Origin of the sequence: Pseudomonas sp. SL4(2022) (genome assembly GCF_026625725.1) — a bacterium.
Lineage (GTDB): Bacteria > Pseudomonadota > Gammaproteobacteria > Pseudomonadales > Pseudomonadaceae > Aquipseudomonas.
This window is the reverse complement of sequence record NZ_CP113060.1, coordinates 3636385-3655942: the sequence shown is the minus strand read 5'-3', so window position 1 is coordinate 3655942 and position 19558 is coordinate 3636385. Positions and strand designations below refer to the sequence as shown.

Below are 19558 nucleotides of genomic sequence, written 5' to 3'. Positions count from 1 at the left end.
TCTAGCGCTAAACCCTATTGTCTTCGAGGCCAGAACCCTATTCCTTCCCCAACCCATGCTGACGCAGCTTGTTGGCGATGGTGGTGTGCGAAACGCCGAGGCGTTTGCCCAGTTGACGACTGCTCGGGTGGTCATGGAACAGGCGCTCCAGCACGGCTTTCTCGAAGCGTCCAAGAATTTCATCCAGATCACCTTCCACAGAAAACTCGCCCAGCGGCTGCGGCGCGCCGTAGTCGGGCAGACGAATATGTTCGCCCTTGACGACCCCGCCGTCACACAGTGAAACGGCCTGAAACAGGACGTTCTCCAGTTGGCGCACATTGCCCGGCCAGTGGTAATGGCTGAGCTTGTCCAGTACCAGCGGCGCAAGTTTGGGCAGCGGGCAACCGATCTGTCGGCTGGCCTGGTCAAGAAAGTGCTCCACCAGCGGCGGCAGGCCATCCAGGCATTCGCGCAGCGGTGGAATGTGCAGGCTGAGCACGTTGAGGCGGTGATACAGATCCTGGCGGAACTCGCCCTTGGCACAGAGTTCGGACAGATCCACCTGAGTGGCGCAGATCACCCGCACATCCAGGTACACCTCCTCGTCACTGCCGACCCGACGGAAGCAGCCGTCTTGGAGAAAACGCAGCAGCTTGGCCTGCAGGCGCGGGCTCATCTCGCCGACGCCATCGAGAAACAACGTGCCACCGGCGGTCAATTCCAACAGGCCCAGCTTGCCTTCCGGCCGCGCGCCTTCAAAGGCACCCGGACCGTAGCCGAACAGCTCAGTCTCGGCCATGGATTCCGGCAAGCCGGCGCAGTTCAGCGCCATAAACGGCGATTGTCCACGCGGACTGGCCAGGTGACAGGCACGCGCCAGCAACTCCTTGCCGGTGCCGGTTTCGCCCTCGATCAGCAACGGCGCATCCAACGGGGCCATGCGCCGCGCTTCGCGCACCACAGCAGCCATCACCTTGGAACTCTGAAAAATCGAATCGAAACCGCGCAGCTCCTGCTTGCGCACGTTGTAGATGCGCTCACCCACACGGTCAGCGCGATGCAAGGTCAACACCGCGCCGGCCATGGCATCGCTTTCGTCATGCTCGGTTTGCAGTGGCGCGATATCGGCGAGAAACACATCGCCCTTCACTTTCACCCGCAGGCCATTGATCCGCGACTTGTTGGCACGCACCAACTCCGGCAGGTCGAAGTCCTCGGCGTAGCGCGACAACGGAATACCCGGCACTTCATCCACCCGCACGCCCAAGAGCTGAGCGGCGCTGCGGTTGGCCGCGACGATTGAGCCGCCCATGTCGATCGACAACACCGGGAAATCCAGCGCGCCAAGCAGCGCATTCAGTTCCAGATGACGGCGCTCGCTGGGCATCAGGCCGACGCGCTTAACGCCGAATACCCCGGAAATCGCCTCGAACTTCGGCCGTAGTGACTGGAACTGCAGGTTGATCAGGTTCGGACAGTGCAGATAGATAGCATTGCCCTGCTCGCCACCGACTTCGCCACGGGCGACGTTGATGCCGTATTCGACCAACAGGTTGAGGATGTCGCGCAGGATGCCAATTCGGTTCTGGCAGTGGACTTTGATACGCATGGCAGGGCTCTTATGGGTCTTGTTATGGCCGCCAACGGCGAACAATCGATGAAGGCGACGGATTATTCGTCAAGAATATGTGACAGATTAGCGCAGCAGCAAGACGACAGTTCGCCACACAGCCGACCACGTAACCATTTCTTTACGAAATAACAGCCCTTTCCTCCTGCATCAGACCCAGACCTGGGCTGCATAACCGCACGAGCTGGCGTATTCCTGAATCCAATAAAACAACAAAGCCCCAGCAGGAGGCCGCGATGAAAAGCACGCAGTACCAGGCGCGCGAACCGGATGACAGTGGCTTTATCGATTACCCGGAGGCCGAGCATCAGGTGTGGAATACCCTGATCACCCGCCAGCTCAAGGTGATCGAAGGTCGCGCCTGCCAGGAATACCTGGACGGAATCGAGCAGCTCGGCCTGCCCCATGAGCGCATTCCGCAGCTCGGCGAGATCAACCACGTGCTGCAAGCCAGCACCGGCTGGCGCGTGGCGCGGGTGCCGGCACTGATTCCGTTTCAGACCTTCTTCGAACTGCTGGCCAGCAAGCAATTCCCGGTAGCGACTTTTATCCGCACACCCGAGGAGCTGGACTACCTGCAGGAGCCGGATATCTTCCACGAGATCTTTGGTCACTGCCCGCTGCTGACCAACCCCTGGTTCGCCGAATTCACCCACACCTACGGCAAGCTCGGCCTGGCCGCCAGCAAGGAAGAACGCGTATACCTGGCGCGGCTGTACTGGCTGACCATCGAGTTCGGCCTGCTCGACACCAGCCAGGGCCAACGCATCTACGGCGGCGGCATTCTCTCCTCGCCGAAAGAAACCCTCTACTGCTTGTCCGATACGCCACAGCGTTTGGCCTTCGACCCGATTGAGGCGATGCGCACACCCTACCGCATCGACATCCTGCAGCCGCTGTATTTTGTCCTGCCCGAGCTCAAGCGCCTGTTTGAACTGGCCCATGAAGACATCATGGCCATGGTGCAGCAAGCCATGCGTCTAGGCTTGCATGCGCCGAAGTTTCCGCCGAAAGCCGCGTAAGGTGGACATGCCGCTAGGATGTCCCGGCACTCCAACAGACGGTGGACAAGCCGCGCATGTCGACCCTACAAAATCTCATATCTAGGAGAATCCCCATGTCCCTTGCCCAAGCACAATGCGAAGCCTGCCGCGCCGATGCGCCGAAAGTCAGCGATGAGGAGCTGGCCGAACTGATCCGCGAAATCCCGGACTGGAATATCGAAGTGCGTGACGACCATATGGAACTGGAGCGGGTTTACCTGTTCAAGAACTTCCGCCACGCCCTGGCTTTTACCAACGCAGTCGGCGCCATCGCCGAGGAAGTTGGCCACCATCCAGCACTGCTCACCGAATGGGGCAAGGTCACCGTGACTTGGTGGAGCCATGAAATGCGCGGCCTGCACCGCAACGACTTCATCATGGCCGCACGCACCGATGTGTTGGCTGCAGGTGCCGAGGGCCGCAAGTGAGCCATTTCCACAGCATTGTGCGCGTGCCGGGCGATCCGATTCTCGGCCTGATGGACGCCTACCGCGCTGACCGTAACCCAGCCAAACTCGACCTCGGCGTGGGCGTTTACAAGGACGCTCAAGGCCTGACGCCGATTCCACGCGCGGTCAAGCTGGCCGAACAGCGGCTGGTGGAAAGCGAAACCACCAAGAGCTATATCGGCGGCCATGGCGACCCACTGTTCGGCAGGCTGCTCAGCCAACTGGTATTGGGCGCCGACAGCCCACTGTTGGCTGAACGTGCGGGTGCCACCCAGACCCCTGGCGGCACTGGCGCGCTGCGCCTGTGTGCGGACTTTATCGCCCACTGCCTGCCGGGCCGTGGCGTCTGGCTGAGTGACCCGACCTGGCCAATCCACGAAAGCATCTTTGCCGCTGCTGGTCTGCGCGTTGGTCATTACCCTTACGTTGGCGCGGACAACCAGCTGAATGTCGAGGCGATGATCGCCGCCCTCGCCCACGTGCCCAAAGGCGATGTGGTGCTGCTGCACGCCTGCTGCCACAACCCCACCGGCTTCGACCTCACCCCGCGTGACTGGAAGCGCGTACTGGAGGTGGTCAAAGCCCGTGAATTGCTGCCGTTGATCGACTTTGCCTATCAGGGTTTTGGCGACGGCCTGGAGCAGGACGCCTTTGCCGTGCGCCTGTTTGCCGCCGAGTTGCCCGAACTGCTGATCACCAGTTCCTGTTCGAAGAACTTCGGCCTGTACCGCGAGCGCACTGGCGCGCTGATCGTCTGCGCCGCGACTGCAACAAAGCTGCAGGATGTGCGCAGCCAGCTGGCCTCTATCGCGCGCAATCTCTGGTCCACCCCACCCGCCCACGGCGCGGCAGTGGTTGCCAGCATCCTGGCTGACAGCGAGCTGCACAGCCTGTGGGTCAGCGAACTCGACGCCATGCGCCAGCGCGTCGCCAGCCTGCGCGCCGGCCTGGTGGAGGCCTTGCAACCGTATGGCCTGAATGAGCGCTTTGCGCATATCGCGGTGCAGCGCGGCATGTTCTCCTATACCGGCCTGAGCCCAAGCCAAGTGCAACGCCTGCGCGATGAGTTCAGCGTGTACATGGTCGGCTCAGGTCGGGCGAATATGGCCGGGTTGGACGCCGAGCGCCTGGATCAGCTGGCCAGCGCCATTCGCCATGTCTGTAAACAGTAATGAGCGCATGTGGCGGTGAGCACAACCCACGGCCACACGCTGCGAGGCAATTTTACAGGTGCAGCCGCACACAAAAACTCGCTCCGCCCAAGGATGCGTCGCCCAGTCGTAACTCACCGTCGTAGCTTTCGATGATGTCCTTGATCACTGCGGTACCGATACCCTGCCCCGGATGCTGAGTATCCAGCCGCTCGCCACGGCGCAGGATGCGTTCGCGCTGATCAGCCGGCACGCCAGGGCCGTCGTCGTCCACACACAGTTCGAGCATGCCGCCCTGCTGACGCACGCTCACACGCACCTGACCAAGACATAGGCGGTAGGCGTTTTCCAGCAGGTTGCCGAGTAACTCCAGCAACGCGCCGCGTTCCATTGGCAGGTGCTGTTCGCTGGCAAAATCGCGCAGCACCTGCACCTGTTTGTCGCGGTAGACCTTGTCCAGTGCGCCGCAGAGCGTATCGAGTAACGGCCCCAGGTGTGTGCTGTGGCGGATCAAGCCGCTTTTTCGCAGGCTAGCACGCTGCAGTTGATAGCCGATCTGCTGGCTCATGCGCTCGATCTGCTGCTGCAGCACCTGCGATTGCTCGCGGTTCTGCGCCTGCTTGTCGATCACTTCAGCCACGCTTTGCAGCACTGCCAAGGGGGTTTTCAGGCTGTGCGCCAGGTCGTCCAGGGAATGCCGGTAACGTTCGCGCTGCTGACGTTCGCTCTCCAGCAGGCGGTTGAGCGAGCCCGTCAGGCGCAGTAACTCTCGCGGGTGCTCTTCACTCAGGCCGGCGCGGGTGCCCGCCTCCACCTGATCCAACTCGGCACTAAGCCCGCGCAGGCTGCGAAAGCCCCAGGTCAGGCCGAACCACAGCAGCCCAAGCAACACCAGCAGCGCACCACCGAGCCAGAGGTAGAGCTGGCCCATAAAGCCGTCGTACATGGTCTGATAATCACTGGCCGGCTGCATGGTGACCACGCTGAAGGCCGCGCGCTGTTCGCGCAGCAGGTCGATTTCCACGTCATAAACGAAGAACTCGCGACCCTCAGCATCGTGAATGCGTACAAACTCGTGGCCACGGCCGTCATAGCGCGGGCGGTAGCTGACACTTTCATCCAGCGAGGAGCGTGACTGCCAGACCAGTTTGCCCTGGCGGTCGTAGATAAAACCCAGCAGCTTGGCTTCCAGGCTGTCGAATTCTTCAGCCGGCAGTTTGTCCGGCATGTTCAATCGACCCTGCTCGGTACGCGCGGCAGAAACCAGGCCGGCGGCATCCGAAGCCAGACGTTTTTCGATGGACTGCTCCAGGGCGATGACAAAAGCGCCACGCAAGGCCGGCAACAGCGCCAGCATAAACAGCACGGCCAGCACCGCTGTACCAAGCATCAGGCGTAGACGCAGGGATTCGCCGCGACGGCCAGTGAACGACTCGCTCAGCTCGGCCTCACTCATCGGCAGCGCTCGGTGAACAGGTAGCCTTGGCCGCGTACGGTTTGGATGGGTTTGAAATCCAGCTGACCTTCAAGCTTGCGGCGCAAGCGGCCGACCAGCACTTCGATGACGTTAGGGTCGCGCTCCTCGTCATCCGGGTAGAGCTGCTCGATCAGCCGCTCCTTGGCCACCACCTGCTGCTGGTGACGCATCAGGTATTCAAGGATGCGGTACTCGTAGGCCGTCAGTTGCAGGGCTCCGCCATCAAGCAGCGCCTGCTTGCGGTTGAGGTCGAGCTGCAGAGGGCCGGCGACAATGCTGGCCTGGGTAAAGCCCGAAGCGCGGCGTAGCAAGGCGTTCAGGCGCGCTTCCAACTCTTCGAACTGAAAGGGTTTGACCACGTAATCATCGGCCCCAGCGGCCAGGCCTTCGACCTTGTCCTGCCAGTTGCCACGGGCGGTGAGTATCAGAATGGGAAAACTTTTGTCCTGACTGCGCAACTGGCGAATCAAATCCAGCCCGCTCATGCCCGGCAGGCCGAGATCGATCACCGCCAGATCATGGTTGTATTCGGCAGCGCGGTACAACGCTTCTTCAGCATTGGCCACGGCATCGACCACATGGCCCTGCTCACCCAGCCGGCTATAGAGGTGGTGACGCAGCAACGCTTCATCTTCCACGACCAACAGTTTCATCCTGCAAATTCCTCCAATAAAGCGGCCGGGCATTATGCCCGGCCCTTTTGGCCTACCTGCTTAGAACTTGTAGTTGGCACCCAGGTAGAGCTGGCCGCTGCTGTGCAGGTCCAGCGAGCCAGCTTTGCCTGCACCGTGTGGTGCCATTTCCGTGCTGGCATTGGTGCGCAGGTAGCGGTAGCCAGCTTCAATCGAGGCATTCTGGTTGATGTCCTGAAGAATGCCAGCCTGCAGGCCGAGGGCAAAGCCGATATCGCTGTCACGCTTGAAGCCCTTGCTCTCCTGCTCCAGCTTGACCAGGCCAGCGGTTGCACCGCCGAACAGCTTGGTGTTGTAGTCGCCAATCGGCAGGAACACATCGTAACTACCCAACAGATTCTGCTGACGCAGCTTGTTGCCGCTATCGGTGTCCGAGACATTCTCGTAGGTCATGTAGTAACGGTTTGTATCGCTGACCTGACCGGCACGCACGCCCCAGGTGCCGGTATCGTTGATCACCTTATCGAGCTTGGGGTTGTTCAGGTTGCTGTTGAGTGCACTGGATTTCTGGATGTTGTTATCGGTCTGCCCCCAGGTCAGGCCAACAAAGTTGTCGCCGGCATTGGCCGCAGCCGCAGCGAAGGTCAGGGAAGTCGCCAGGGCCAGTTTGCTAAGAGTGCGGTTCATGGTGTGTCCTCAGTGGTTAGTCGGTGTTGCTTAACTCGAGGTCCATGTTGCCTACCCCTAGCTGAACGCCCACTGAATCTTTGCTTAACAAACACTGAACAGTAAGGGCGGGCCAAAGACGTGATCGTCTTCAGCCACCTTGTGGTCTCCCCTGTCAGGCATCTACGAATAGAACCTGGCCGGTGATGAACCCATCAACGGACCGCTCGAAGGCTTTGCCTACCAGCACGCCGGGAACAGGCTGGAAACCAGGCATCATTTCACCATATACATTCCAGGCTTCTTCCAGAACGGTCGGGTTTACTACGTTGATCCTAATGCCACGTGGCAGCTCGTGGGCTACGCACTGTACAAAGGTGTCGATGGCACCGCTGGTGGTGGCGTCCGCGATTGCCATCGGAATGGGTTTGATATTGAGAATGCCCGAAATCAGCGTGAAAGAGCCGCCATCGTTGATGTAGTTCAGGCCCACATTTACCAGATTGATCTGGCCGACCATCTTGCTTTGGATAGTCGTGCCCCACTGTTCATCGGTCATTTCGCTGAAACTAGCGTATTCGCAGTAGCCAACTGTATTAACGACGGCATCGAACGGCCCCACCTTTTCGAACAGAGCCTTGATCGACGCCTTACAGGTGATATCGACCGTGTGGTCGCAGCCTGTGCCGGAGCGGCTAGCGGTGATGACGTTGTGGTTCTTGAGGCCGGTCATGGCGGCTTGGCCCATGTGCCCTTGGGCACCAATCAAGATTACGGTTTTCATGGCAATGCCTCGTTAAGTCTTAAGGAGGCGATACTCTAGGCGCGCACTGATACAATGAAAATCACGACTTATTTGTATGAGATACAATCAAAATGATTGAAAAAATCGATATCAGGCACATGCGGGTTTTACTGCATCTCGTGCGCGAGAAAAACGTTTCTCGCGTTGCCGAGCGGCTTGAGATATCACAACAGGCGGTTAGCAACTACCTCAAGCGCATGCGTGAAGTGTTTCCCAATGAGCTGTTCCTGCGCCAGAGCGCAGGCCTACAGCCAACCGACTATGCGTACGAGCTCGCGGCTAAATTCGAGAAAATAGTTGAAGAGGTCGACGGCATCTTCAATTCATTCCCATTCGATCCCGCAACAAGTGAGTACGTATTCAGAGTCATCGCAAATGAATATGCACAACTGTCTATCATCCCATCGCTTTCGTTGCTCATACGCGAACGCGCACCCGGGGTAAAACTTGAAGTCATTGACTTCAACCCCAATCAGCATGCCAAGACGCTGGCGCAAGGAGAGGCTGACCTGGTGATTGGTTTTTCTGACTACGTCGATCCGGGACTGGTACGCAATACACTGAGACGCGACCACTACTGCTGCGTCGCTCGGCAAGGTTCGCCGCTACCCCGGCAGATAAAGGCGCTTGCCGATGTGTCCTTCCATCCTCATGTGGATTTCGCCAGTGGCGTAGGCAATCTGGGAAGTCGAGTAGATGATTTCCTTAGTGCCAAGGAGGTCCGCCGCACCGTGATTGCCACTTTGCCCTGCTATACATCGCTGCAAGCGTTTATGCACGTGAATGACACGGTGGCGTTCATACCCTCGGCCATTGCTGCTGCCGGTGGTTTCCAAGTAATTGACATAGACATGTCTTCCTTAAATTTCAATGTCGTTGCGGGATGGCATAGAAGAGCTTCGGGCAGTGCATCCCGAGATTGGCTTGTACGGGTTATTGCCGATTTAGATACGCCTACAGGAAAATTGCGCCCTGCGACTTAACCAAGCCCCATGTACGCGAATTTGCCTATGTCAACGCGTTTCTTCGCGATTCATTATCTAGTTTTGTACCCATGGAGTGGGTCGCCCGCCAGCTAGGGCATACCGATACAACGATGGTTAAGAAGCACTATGGACGCTGGATACCGCGCGACATAAAAAGCATGACCCACTCAGTCTCAAAGATGATGGGATTTTGATGGCTAGAAACGGTTTAGAGCGGACTGAGGCGAAGTGTTTTTGTCCAAATTTTGCCCAAACACCAAACCATGGAAACGAAAAGCCCCCGAAACTCTAGGAATTTCAGGGGCTTAGACGATCTATATGGCGGGAAGATAGGGATTTGAACCCGTTTCGACACCTATCCATTGTTGGCATATTTCGGACTAAACCAGCAATTCTGCGCCCTTCTTAGGTGGCCATTTTGGCCATTCCTAGCCTTCGATGGCTAGTGATTTCGACACTTTATCGACACCTAGCCTATTTGGTACTGCTTTATGTGTAGGCGCTGGCCCAACCTGAACACCCTGCTGGCCTAACCTGACACCTTGAACCGAAAAAGTCTGAACACCCTGCTGGGGAAATTGATACACCTGGCGAGGCAGACCGCTAGTCGTGAGCGTGGCGTGAGATACCAAGCGCTACAACTCTGCCGGCACAACTGCCGATGTCTAAAGATTTGATACAGGAATGAAAACAGCTATTCGGAAGCACAACTATACAAGGAGTATAAGGGTGGCAATATAAAACTAGAGGTCATGACTCAAAAGTGAGTGCCTCATGCAGACCGCATGATTATGCTCTGCACGAGTTATTGATTTCCGCTTAAACCAATTTTAATGATTCAACCCATTTATTTGGCACGCCCGCGTGAAAGTCTCTAAGCCGATCCTCAACATGCTCAGCACTCCAAACGGCCGCACGCTCTAAACCCTCACATGCCTCTTTTGAAACTATTTGACCATCTTCGCCATCGACTGTAAGCGAGTATTTTTTACTGATGGGATCTTGCTTAAAGAACTGTTGCGGCTCTTCCATAGAGGCGTTCAACACAGTGTTTCCCACTACTCGCCATCGTCCTGACTCTATAGCGCCATTCATAACCCACAACTTAAATAAAGCAGGGCAATCAAGCGTAAAATCAACCTTCTGAGCTTCAGTAAAAAAGCAATTATAAAAAGCAATTAGCGGCTCTTTCAAAACAACAGCAACTGAAAAAGTCCCACCACCAAGGTCAATATGTAAAACATCACCCACCTTACGCTTAATTTTTTTTGCCTTCACCGCATCAACCTCACTAAAACGCGTTACCAGCGTCATTCAAACCCAAAAAAACCAAGCACGTAGGACACATGACTTAGATTGGGGCTCGTGACTGGATGCTAGTTAGAGATGGAGTACTAATTGCTTCTTAATAATGAAAAAGAGCGCTACATATAAAAACGTAGCGCTCTAATTTACTGAAAGGCGTCTCTAAGGGCTGACAACAAGCATAGAATTATCCCTAGGTTGAAACAAGCTAGCACTTCCTGAAAAACTTGAGGCAAAGAATTTATTCTTCACCCTTTCACTTTCCTCACCAAAGCATTGCAGATATACCTGCTCTACTTTTGAGGTATTCCCCTCGCGAAATAGTACAGTTGCATTGCAGTTTTCACTGACGTATTTCTGCATATCGAGCATCACATTTGTTTTTTGCATGCAAAGGGAATTCTCTAGAAACTCACTTACATCATCACTGGAAAGATACTCTACCGAACCCACAACCCAGCCTTCAACAGCAAGCTCCCAAGTGGTTTTCGCGCTCGCGATAAAAATGGCCTCATAGGGTCTTCTATTCACTATGATTTACTCCCAGATTCTAACCGGTACATTTTGAATTCCAGCCTTATTTGCAGCTGCTGCCCTATGGTGGCCATCGATAATGTCATACCTATTACTTCCAGGAACACGCTGAGCATCAATCGGACCATACTTGTTTACATCATATCCATTTGCACGCATGTCTTTTGCCATTCGATCGACCTGCGAGCCACTGATCTCATTTTTACTTTGCGTGGGATTTAGGTTCCTTGGATCTTTATACTCAACTGCTGGTTCTTTAGGGCAAAGCTCTGGGAACAGTTCGCACGGATCAGGTGAGCTCGTCGTACTTGATGTTGTAGGCGGACAGTACGTTGGGTCTATCGAGTCATTTCCATCAGAGTACATGCCGCTATTTGCTGCATACCCTCCAGAGTTAACTGCAGCAACACCCGCTACTCCAGCGCCTCCGGTGAACCATACCCAAGCAGGTATTCCGAACCAGACCATGCGGCCATCCGGATCGAAATTTGCTATTGGGTTTTGATAGGCATATCCAAACGTATTCAGCCCACCCGCTAACCCAATCGGGTCGCTTTCGACGTATCGCCCGGTCTCGGGGTCGTAATCGCGGAAGTAGTTGTAGTGCAGCCCGCTTTCCTGATCGAAGTACTGTCCAGGGAAACGCAGATTCATTGCCAAAGTGCCACTTGCTTGGCCCACACCAAACGCATCCGACTGCCATTGCCAAACATTCTGCTGGCTTTGGTTAGTGGCCATACGCGGAGTATTCAGGTGATCACTGTGCAGATAGAACGGCGTACTACTCGCGATAGCGCCTTGGGAATCAAAGGTGATGCTGACACCACCCAGCGGCATGCTGTCGAGCCAGAAATAGTACTGAGCGCTTAGCTTGCTGCCTTGGCTATTGAATAATTGTTCTCCTAGCAATTGACCATCTGGCCCATAGAGGAATGTGGTAGTGCCTTGTGCGCTGATTTTGTGGGTACGCTGGCCGAGGGCGTTGTAGCGAAACTCAGCTATAGTGCTGCCGGCAATTTTGACTGTGGCTAGGCGATTCTGTGCGTCGTACACCAGCTCACGATTGGCACGATCCCGGGTCAGGTTACCTGCAGCATCAGCACTTACCGCTTGAAAATTGACCTTCGTTAAACGGTTACTGGTAGTCGCATAGGTATAACTTGTGCTGTCTTGGATAGACGGCTTGTTAATATTTCCGTTAGCAAACGAGTAACGTTGACTGCTTGTACGATTTAGAACTGAATCATAGTTATAGCTCTGCTGTTTCGTCGTTGAGCGCTCACGTTGTAGCTGATCCAAATCCCCATACTGGTAATCCATCCAGCCTGTATCGACTAGGTAGCCTGTACGGCCAATAATATTACCGTTAGCATCATATAAATAGTGCGTACTTTGAGTGCCTAGAGCACTAACCTTGAGTTGGTAATCTTGATCGTAGGTGCGCTCTAAAACCAGACCGTTACCCCAAGTCAAAGACTTAATGGGACCAAATGGTAAGTAATCGATACCGCTAGCCAGCACTGTATTATTGCCGCCCACATCCAAACTAACCGAATTAACTTGGCCTGCACTATTGCGGACGTAATTCAGGCTAAGCCCTATCGGATAGTTGATACGAGTCAACTGCCCAGCCATATCGTAGCCGTAACCTAAGCTATCGTAATGATCGATACCGCTAATGCTTAGCGAACGGATTTGCTCGACCAACTGACCTTGTGAGTTGTAGTGATAGCCGATTACGCCACTGGCGTCCTGCACCGCCGTAAGACGACCTATGCCGTGGTTACCCTCGGCAACCATGTCGTAGTGGTACTGAATATTAAGTGCAGGATTAGCTGGGTACTGACGAGATATTAAACGGTTCAATGCATCGTAATTGTATATAGTGACAATCCCGCGAGCATCAATTCTCTTCGTAACATTACCAGCAGAATCATGCTCATAGGCCGTTGTTCCACTGTCCGGGCTAGTGAGCCGTGCAAGGTTTCCGAGCCCGTCGTAAAAGTAACTAGTCGTGACTCCACGGGGATCTTTTACCGTAGCCGTTTTACCCGTTGCGGTGTAAGTAAACTGAGTTGTTTTGCCGGTTGAATTACTGCTTACTAACTGATCAAGTGCGTCATAGGTACTGGTGGTATAGTAACCACGAGGATTTTTGGTTTCGATAAGATTGTCGTTTCGGTCATAACCGTACGACCTTACTTGATTAGCAGCGCCAACGTTCTTTAACAAGCGCCCCAATTCGTCATATACCCATTGCTGTTGTTGGCTGAGAGTGCCGTCGCTATCTATCATACGATGACTGGTGCGATTGCCCATAAGGTCGTAATCGTACTCAACAATATCGCCCAGACTATTACTTACGACCTTTAGTTGGCGCGCATCGTTCCAACTAAAGCTGATCCAACTACCGTCACCCTGGGTTACTTTTGTTATTTGCCCTATCTCATCGTGCTCGAAGCTGGTAACACTGCCACCCACATTCACTGAAGCGAGCAATCCTTGGGCACTATAACTCAACAGGCTCAACACTCCATTAGAATCGGTAACCTGATGTGGGTTGCCGTGAAAGTCGAAGTCAGCCATTTGAGTTGAATGGCCTAAGGCATTTGTTACCTGACTTAAATATCCCTGGGCGTTGTAGTTATAAGTGGTGATATCGGCAACGTCTGTACGCGGGCCATCCGCGCTGAGAAGAAGCCCGTTGTTATCGTAGGTGTATGCCCAGGTGCGGGTAGCATTCTCTCCAGTAAGCGTTGTGTCTTGATGAGTACGGCTCAGCAATCGACCTTCGCCATCGTAATGGTTACGAATCTCCAGACCGGGACGAGTTATTTTGGTGGGGAGATAGAGTTCAGGATGCCACTCTGTAGAGGTCGTACGAGAAACAGACGTGCCTGAAGCGTCTGTGCGACTTATTTCTAAGTCGCGGCTATCATAGACCAGAGTAGTTATATTGCCGTTATTATCTTTTTGAGTACGTAAAAGCCCTTTACCATCGTAAGTAAACGTGGAGTTGCTTGCAGCACAGTTCGCCGAAACTATGCCGTCAACTGCACTAACTCGCCTTACACCCTGACTTGACAAGAAACTGTATGTTGTCTTTCTTCCTAGAGCGTTAGTAACAGTAGTTTTACCATCATTGCTATAGGCAATCTGTACTTTCTCTACACTACCGGCGTGTTCGCTACTTACCGGACGGCCCTCAATATCGTAACTCCATGTAGCAAAGCGCACACCACGCTCATCGGTGATACCGGTAAGCAATTGAGAACCATGGCTATCTTCGTAATGGAAGAAACGTTGGAAATTTTCTCCATTCACGTTACTACTCAGACTGCTCAACCTACCCGTTTCGTTGTAGCTATATGTAATAGACACTCCTGCGCCAACCATAAGACTTATCGGTTGGCGCTGGTCGTCCTCAGCGAAGTGAAGACTGTTACCGAATGCATCGCTAACTGTGACTTGATCATCGTGGTAATTCAGTAGAAGCCTTTCACTACCATTGCGCCCCTGCTCTACCAGCCGACCAGAATTGTCGAAAGCCCAGTAAGCATTGTCCGGCGAGCTGTAAAACCAGTGATCGCCTATTTTCTGTAGGTTGCCTCTCTCCCCAACGAGCGCTGTAGCTTGGCTGCCATTGACTTGAAAGAAGGCTTCACGGCCATCAGCCATTACTACTACCAACCGCGTCGCACCGACCTTTAGCCGTGCTGAATAACCATGCCGCCATAGACCATCCTGGCTGTTATAGGTGCGCGAAAAATCTAGCGCGCCAGGGCCATCGAAGTCCGTCTCGATTTGGAATTTATTACCAGTAGCAAAGTTGATGGGATTGCCAACGACAGGACAGCTTTCTGTAGGCATGCCTTTTTGGCTGTTGGCGTGGCACAACACTGCATCAGGATCTAATGTTTCTGCAAAATCACAAGTTGCAGGTTTTCCGTAACACTCTAAAGGCGACAATTTCCCTTGAGTGCAGCTTTCAGTAATTCTGATAGCCAACTTTGTGAACCATGTCGTCATAGGCGATGTTGCCACACCACATTGCCGCTGATCTAACCCCCCTGTACCTAAATAGAGTGGCATGCCTTGATAGAATGAATTTTCGTCCACTATAGCTCTGCAGGCTGCAGAATCAGTCGAGTACCGAGTGGTTGCTCCGTCGAAGGTCCAATAACTAACTGACTCCGCAGCATGAACTACGGAAGTGTTAATTAGTACGGCCAAAGCGGCAATAACTACATATACAGAGAGACAACGGGAAAATTCTCGCATGAGCGAATTCCAATTTAATAAAAATACGAATTTGAGTAAAACCTATGCTCACTAAAAACTAATCAGTAGAATGAAATTCTTCCAAAAATAAGTTACCGTTTGCACTATTTATTTTTAATTATGTTCGCAATTGGTTTATCAAGCATATTTCCAAACAGCATCTACCGTAGTGGGCAGATTTGTCGTAGAAGCTTCAGCATTCCGCCTGCAGCGGTAGGTAACTCCGATGTACTTAGGTACTTCGCTTCAATCAACCGTTCCCCCTACCTCTCCCTCGGGCGTACCAGCGCCTAGTCACTTCCTTGGTAATCGCTATCCCGCGTTTTGATTGGTCAAGTTTCGGTTGGCTTCGTCGTACTCGGGGCTGGTTTGGCCGCTCTCTGGGGCAATTTTCCCGCTAACCAGCCAAAGCGCGTACTCAGGGGCAATGTCGACGATGACTTTAATGTCATCTTCGTTCACCCGCCGCCCGCCTTTCCTGAGCGCATACCACTTCTCACGGTCGATTCCGCTGAGCTCTTCCAGTCTCTTTGCGGTGAGCTTTTTATGCTCAAGTATTGCGACTATCCGCTCTCTCATATTCCAAATTCATCTATAAAGCCGGCAAATATTGCTGGTTAACATTATCCGCAAGCTTATAATCGTCACTATTGAACCGGCAAATAGTGCCGGCTAGTCATTTTCCAACATAGACCAACATAGTGCAGGAAAGGCCATGAATGGGGAAGGAATCAACCTCACGCTTAAAGACCTTTTGGCACCACCTCCGGTGATGCCTTGGCGCGAGTTTGCGAACTGGATTCGCATGAATAACGACCACGACATTGTTTGGGGTTGGATACGCAACGGCTACATCCCCTCTCACAAGGTCGGCAAGCACGTCATGGTCAATGTCGCGCTGCTCACCCAACACCTCATGGAAAAGGAATTCATGGCATGACCATCAATTCTGTTTCCTGCCTCCCTCGTGAGGGCATGAGCTATGACGCCATTGAGCTACAGCAACCATCAGCACGCCCAGAACTGCGACTGCTCTGTCTGCTGGTCAAAGGCCGAAATGGCCAAGCCCGATCCCTGCCCGTCCACACCCTGCGACCAATGCCGCCCCGCGTCTGCCCGACCCGTGCAAACACTGAAAATGCGCCTCGTCGCTGGTGCCTGGACGCCTTTGCTTTCCCAGTGGGCAATCACACCGGCCTTTACCTGCGCCAAACACACGCCAAGCGACCGACCGCCCAAGTATTGGAGCGTTGTGCAAAACATCGGCAAGCCCGTCCCTTTCGTGCCGTTGCACGAACCTTTCGAGCTGATGGGGTGAGCCATGTGTAGTTCTTTCATCGTGATCGGCGAGTGCTTTTACTGCGACGAAACGCTGATTGAAGACCGTAAAGACTTCAACGTGGCTGACCTTCCGGACGTTTTGGTCTGCACCTCCTGCGAACCCGTGCATGCCCTGCGCCTAGCTTCCGTTGCACGCTCCGACACTCCACAGGTGACTAAATGACTGTCTCCTTTCGCGCAGGCCGCTATCTGGTCGCATTGCTTTGGAGCTGGTCGCTCCCTGCCTTTATCGGTGCTGTCGTCGGTTTCCTGTTCGCTACGTGGCAAGTGCTGGAAGTCCTCAAGGCCAGTGACGAATTGTTATTCGATGCCCTGGACGCCTCCATTACCCGAGTCGCCGAATCATGCGCCATCCCGGCCGATTCGCCCGACTTGCTGTCGCCGCCTGTGTCCGTGACTGGCCGACGCCTAAACCCCGGCCAGCCCACGCACTCACCGCCAGTCGCGGGCGCAGGTGGCGAAACGGGATGACAAGGGCGCGGCCCTTGGTGTCCACCACTCAACAGTTCAACGCATAACCCGGCATTAACCCCGGCAAGCCGAAACAACCCAGCAGACTCGAACTTTGAAAGTTCACCTGCTCGGGATCGCTCGGCCTGCAGAAAGGCAAAACCGCGCACTAACGCGCAACTAAGCGAGGAAACAAAAGATGGCACGTTCAACCATGGAAGTTGCATTTCTCGGCACTCAGATGACCCAAGTCGAGGACACCAAATACGCCAAGGTTTTCTACGGTGACGAACCGGACGGCAAAACCGAGCACGGCCTATCCATCATCGGCATGGCGATCTCCGAAGACGCCGCCGACGAAGTGTTTAACGCCGGCTCCCAGTTCGAACCGCTGCAACTGGTGCGCATCACCTTCGACGTTGCCCGTGGTGGCCAGAACAAGGGCAAGAATCTCGCCCTGCACATCGAAGCGGTAGACAAGCCAACCGCCCGCGCTGCGGCTCCACAAGCCAACGCCCAGCAGCAAGCCAAACCAGCGGCCCAGGCTGCTGACCCGGCCAAGTCCTAAACAGGCCGGCTCCCGTGGTGTGGATGTTCTGCAATCACTGCCGCAAGACCTCACCGGCTTCTAGCTGGCGTGTGATCTGCGCGTGTCCGCACTGCCGGAGTCCCCTGTGAACTTTCTGGCGTGTGAGGGCGAATGGGTGGCCGGCCCAGGTGGTGAACCCATCTGCGCCGGTCAGCTGCTCAACCTGACCCGCGAGGAACTGCAGAGCCTTTCCGGCGCTGCATTGAGTTGGGATCAGGTCAGCGAACTGCAGGGCGAAACCATCGTGCTGTTTGCCCTGGTGTTCGGCTTCCTGGTTCTGAAAAAAGTCCTGAAATAGCGAGGTAACAACCATGAAAAACAAACTGCAAAACCTGAAACGCTCCCTTGGCGCTGCTGCTGCCCTGGGTGTCCTGGCCACTCAACAAGCCTATGCCGCGGTGCCTGCCGGTGCCACTGACGCACTCAACACCGCAGGCACCGACGTCGGCACCATCGGTTGGGCGGTGTTCGGCGTACTGGTCGCCGCTGCGGCCTTCAAGTACATGCGCCGCGCCCTGTAACCGCTGCGTGTTCCATCCAAGTCCCGCTTCGGCGGGACTTACTTTTCAGGGTCACCCCATGAGCTACGAACTCTACGTCCTGATTGTCACCGTGGTGGCGGTGTACCTCGTATTTTTCGGGCGGGTCTGATCATGCGTACACCTCTGTTTTTGCTGCTGGCTCTGCTGCCGCTCTTTGCCGTAGCCAATGAAAAGCCCTTCAAGATTCGTGGCCACGACGGTTTTTATAAATCGGTTGAAGCGGCCTGTGCGGGGTTCAACTACTCAAGCATTGCCCAGCCGATCAACCTGATGAACCCCAGCTACGCGGGCAGCTACAACGCACTGCAAAACACCACATCGTTTGCCTGCAAATACAACTTTAGCTATCACCCTTACGGCAGACCCGACCAACCTATTCAACAAGGAGGCCCGTCCTCCGGTGCCGTTATCGTCGATACCATGCCTGCCTGTGCTGCGGGTACTGATTCGACCTACACCTGGCCCCTCGGTCGGCGTGACTCTTCTGCAGAATTCAACATTGCGCCGGGCACTGCCATTTCCCCGCCGGCCTTTGCCTGCATTGATGGCTGTAAAGCCCGTCATGATTCTGTGTCGTCCTGCTTCAACGAAAGCGAAACAGACGGCTCCATTACCTACTGCGACTACAACGCCAAGCTAACCGGCGAAACCTGCACCACCTCCGAAAACCAGCCGCCCGAGGTTCCCCAGCCGACCAATCCCGGCGACGGGGGCACCGATCCGGGTGATGGTGGAACCGACCCAGGCGACGGCGGCACCGATCCCGGTAACGGTGGCACGAACCCCGGCAACGGCGGCACCAATCCCGGCGACGGTGGCACGAACCCCGGTAACGGTGGCACCAACCCCGGCAACGGTGGCACGAATCCCGGTAACGGTGGCACCAATCCGGGCAATGGCGGCACCAACCCTGGTGGCGGCAACAGTAACGGCAATAGCGCCTCCGGCGTTGAATGCAACAAGCCCTTGGCCTGCTCCGGCGATGCCATTCAATGCGCCATTTTTGAAACCCAAAAGCGCGCCCGTTGCGATGCCCTGACCGCTGGCAACTTCCCCGCACAAGAAGGCGACATCACCGGTTTTATCAACGGCAAAGGCGACAGCGCCAAGCTCGACGAAGGCGACGGTGAAATTGATGTATCCGGCCTGTTCAGCGGCCCGACCGACCCGCGCTTTTTGCCTGCGGCTTGCCCACCGGCTAAGACCTTCACCCTCACCAGCCAGGGTGGCCGCACCTTCGAATTTACCTATGAGCCGCTGTGTCAGTTCGCCACCGATCTTGGCTACCTGATCGTCATAGCCGCTTCGCTTTTCTACGCCATTTACGTTGGCCGCGCCTCAGGAGGTGAGTGATATGCCTGCATTTCTATGGGTTGCCCAGTTCCTTTGGCTGATCGCCGGCCCGCTGGTGATGACCGTCCTTCGGGCCATCGGCTTTGGCTTCATTACCTACTTCGGCTTCAACGCGCTGATCAACGCCGCCCGCGATTACATGATCACCAACATGGGCAATTCAGGGATCGTGATTCAGCAGATTCTCGGGCTGGCCAAGATCGACATAGCCATAAACATCATGCTTTCCGCCGTGTTCACCCGCTTCATCATCGCGGGCATCAACAAGGCCCAGGATCGCAAACGCAATCAGGTCTGGCGCAAGCCGGGCGGCACGTCCATCGAAGCGTAAGGAGGCGCGAC

General features: G+C 55.0%; 22 protein-coding genes. 13 read left to right on the top strand and 9 right to left on the bottom strand.

The genetic code is table 11. The features are described 5' to 3' along the window. Window positions 1-37: 37 nt before the first annotated feature. A complete protein-coding gene (locus tag OU997_RS17390) occupies window positions 38-1591 on the bottom strand; it encodes a sigma-54-dependent transcriptional regulator (RefSeq protein WP_267807778.1) in 1554 nt (517 codons plus the stop codon). Window positions 1592-1848: 257 nt separating this feature from the next. On the opposite strand from OU997_RS17390, the gene phhA reads away from it, so the two are divergent. The 3 genes from phhA (at window position 1849) to OU997_RS17375 (ending at window position 4276) form a co-directional block, all read left to right on the top strand. Continuing rightward, window positions 1849-2634, top strand: coding sequence for a phenylalanine 4-monooxygenase (gene phhA, locus OU997_RS17385; RefSeq protein ID WP_108486447.1), 786 nt, complete (start codon window positions 1849-1851; stop codon window positions 2632-2634). A gap of 95 nt (window positions 2635-2729) precedes the next feature. Continuing rightward, window positions 2730-3083, top strand: a complete 354-nt coding sequence (locus OU997_RS17380; RefSeq protein WP_108486448.1) for a 4a-hydroxytetrahydrobiopterin dehydratase — start codon at window positions 2730-2732, stop codon at window positions 3081-3083. After that, the gene (locus OU997_RS17375) at window positions 3080-4276 is read left to right on the top strand and encodes an amino acid aminotransferase (RefSeq protein WP_267807776.1); all 1197 of its coding nucleotides are present in this window, start codon (window positions 3080-3082) and stop codon (window positions 4274-4276) included. The genes OU997_RS17380 and OU997_RS17375 overlap by 4 nt, the downstream gene beginning before the upstream one ends. Before the next feature lie 52 nt (window positions 4277-4328). On the opposite strand, the gene OU997_RS17370 is transcribed toward OU997_RS17375, so the two are convergent. From OU997_RS17370 to OU997_RS17355, 4 genes are all read right to left on the bottom strand, one after another. Next, window positions 4329-5711, bottom strand: a complete 1383-nt coding sequence (locus OU997_RS17370) for an ATP-binding protein (RefSeq protein WP_267807775.1) — start codon at window positions 5709-5711, stop codon at window positions 4329-4331. Further along, window positions 5708-6385, bottom strand: a complete 678-nt coding sequence (locus OU997_RS17365; RefSeq protein ID WP_108486451.1) for a response regulator — start codon at window positions 6383-6385, stop codon at window positions 5708-5710. Before OU997_RS17365 ends, OU997_RS17370 begins: the two co-directional genes overlap by 4 nt. 60 nt (window positions 6386-6445) lie before the next feature. After that, on the bottom strand, window positions 6446-7051 hold the full coding sequence (locus OU997_RS17360) for an outer membrane beta-barrel protein (RefSeq protein ID WP_267807772.1): 606 nt from the start codon (window positions 7049-7051) through the stop codon (window positions 6446-6448). A 154-nt stretch (window positions 7052-7205) separates the two neighbouring features. Continuing rightward, window positions 7206-7814 carry a short chain dehydrogenase gene (locus OU997_RS17355; RefSeq protein WP_267807770.1) on the bottom strand — a complete coding sequence of 203 codons (609 nt, stop codon included), beginning with the start codon at window positions 7812-7814 and terminating at the stop codon, window positions 7206-7208. Window positions 7815-7906: 92 nt separating this feature from the next. Between OU997_RS17355 and OU997_RS17350 the strand changes: the two genes are divergently transcribed. Further along, a complete protein-coding gene (locus OU997_RS17350) occupies window positions 7907-8818 on the top strand; it encodes a LysR substrate-binding domain-containing protein (protein ID WP_218276617.1) in 912 nt (303 codons plus the stop codon). Window positions 8819-9640: 822 nt separating this feature from the next. Here OU997_RS17350 and OU997_RS17345 read toward each other — a convergent pair. From OU997_RS17345 to OU997_RS17330, 4 genes are all read right to left on the bottom strand, one after another. Continuing rightward, entirely contained in the window at window positions 9641-10135 is a 495-nt protein-coding gene (locus tag OU997_RS17345) for an Imm26 family immunity protein (protein ID WP_267807767.1), read from the bottom strand. Window positions 10136-10288: 153 nt separating this feature from the next. Further along, the gene (locus OU997_RS17340) at window positions 10289-10657 is read right to left on the bottom strand and encodes a hypothetical protein (RefSeq protein ID WP_267807766.1); all 369 of its coding nucleotides are present in this window, start codon (window positions 10655-10657) and stop codon (window positions 10289-10291) included. Between the two features lie 6 nt (window positions 10658-10663). Further along, window positions 10664-14779: an RHS repeat-associated core domain-containing protein gene (locus tag OU997_RS17335; RefSeq protein ID WP_267807764.1), complete on the bottom strand. Its 4116-nt coding sequence runs from the start codon at window positions 14777-14779 to the stop codon at window positions 10664-10666. 474 nt (window positions 14780-15253) lie between these two features. Then, window positions 15254-15520 (bottom strand): DNA-binding protein, encoded by a 267-nt coding sequence (locus tag OU997_RS17330; RefSeq protein WP_267807762.1) that lies wholly within the window; start codon window positions 15518-15520, stop codon window positions 15254-15256. 136 nt (window positions 15521-15656) lie between these two features. Between OU997_RS17330 and OU997_RS17325 the strand changes: the two genes are divergently transcribed. The 9 genes from OU997_RS17325 (at window position 15657) to OU997_RS17285 (ending at window position 19547) form a co-directional block, all read left to right on the top strand. Next, complete coding sequence (locus OU997_RS17325) at window positions 15657-15881, top strand: DNA-binding protein (protein WP_267807760.1); 225 nt, start codon at window positions 15657-15659, stop codon at window positions 15879-15881. A gap of 42 nt (window positions 15882-15923) precedes the next feature. Continuing rightward, entirely contained in the window at window positions 15924-16259 is a 336-nt protein-coding gene (gene pflM, locus OU997_RS17320; RefSeq protein ID WP_267807758.1) for a lysogeny maintenance protein PflM, read from the top strand. A gap of 3 nt (window positions 16260-16262) precedes the next feature. Then, entirely contained in the window at window positions 16263-16445 is a 183-nt protein-coding gene (locus OU997_RS17315) for a hypothetical protein (RefSeq protein WP_267807756.1), read from the top strand. Further along, window positions 16442-16753 carry a hypothetical protein gene (locus OU997_RS17310; RefSeq protein WP_267807754.1) on the top strand — a complete coding sequence of 104 codons (312 nt, stop codon included), beginning with the start codon at window positions 16442-16444 and terminating at the stop codon, window positions 16751-16753. Before OU997_RS17315 ends, OU997_RS17310 begins: the two co-directional genes overlap by 4 nt. Window positions 16754-16931: 178 nt before the next feature. Next, window positions 16932-17300: a hypothetical protein gene (locus OU997_RS17305; protein WP_090247766.1), complete on the top strand. Its 369-nt coding sequence runs from the start codon at window positions 16932-16934 to the stop codon at window positions 17298-17300. A gap of 106 nt (window positions 17301-17406) precedes the next feature. After that, complete coding sequence (locus OU997_RS17300) at window positions 17407-17619, top strand: hypothetical protein (RefSeq protein WP_267807751.1); 213 nt, start codon at window positions 17407-17409, stop codon at window positions 17617-17619. Between the two features lie 13 nt (window positions 17620-17632). Beyond that, on the top strand, window positions 17633-17842 hold the full coding sequence (locus OU997_RS17295; RefSeq protein WP_267807749.1) for a major capsid protein: 210 nt from the start codon (window positions 17633-17635) through the stop codon (window positions 17840-17842). A gap of 132 nt (window positions 17843-17974) precedes the next feature. After that, window positions 17975-19216: a virulence factor TspB C-terminal domain-related protein gene (locus OU997_RS17290; RefSeq protein ID WP_267807747.1), complete on the top strand. Its 1242-nt coding sequence runs from the start codon at window positions 17975-17977 to the stop codon at window positions 19214-19216. Between the two features lies 1 nt (window position 19217). Beyond that, on the top strand, window positions 19218-19547 hold the full coding sequence (locus OU997_RS17285; RefSeq protein WP_267807745.1) for a DUF2523 domain-containing protein: 330 nt from the start codon (window positions 19218-19220) through the stop codon (window positions 19545-19547). The last annotated feature ends 11 nt before the right edge of the window (window positions 19548-19558 follow it).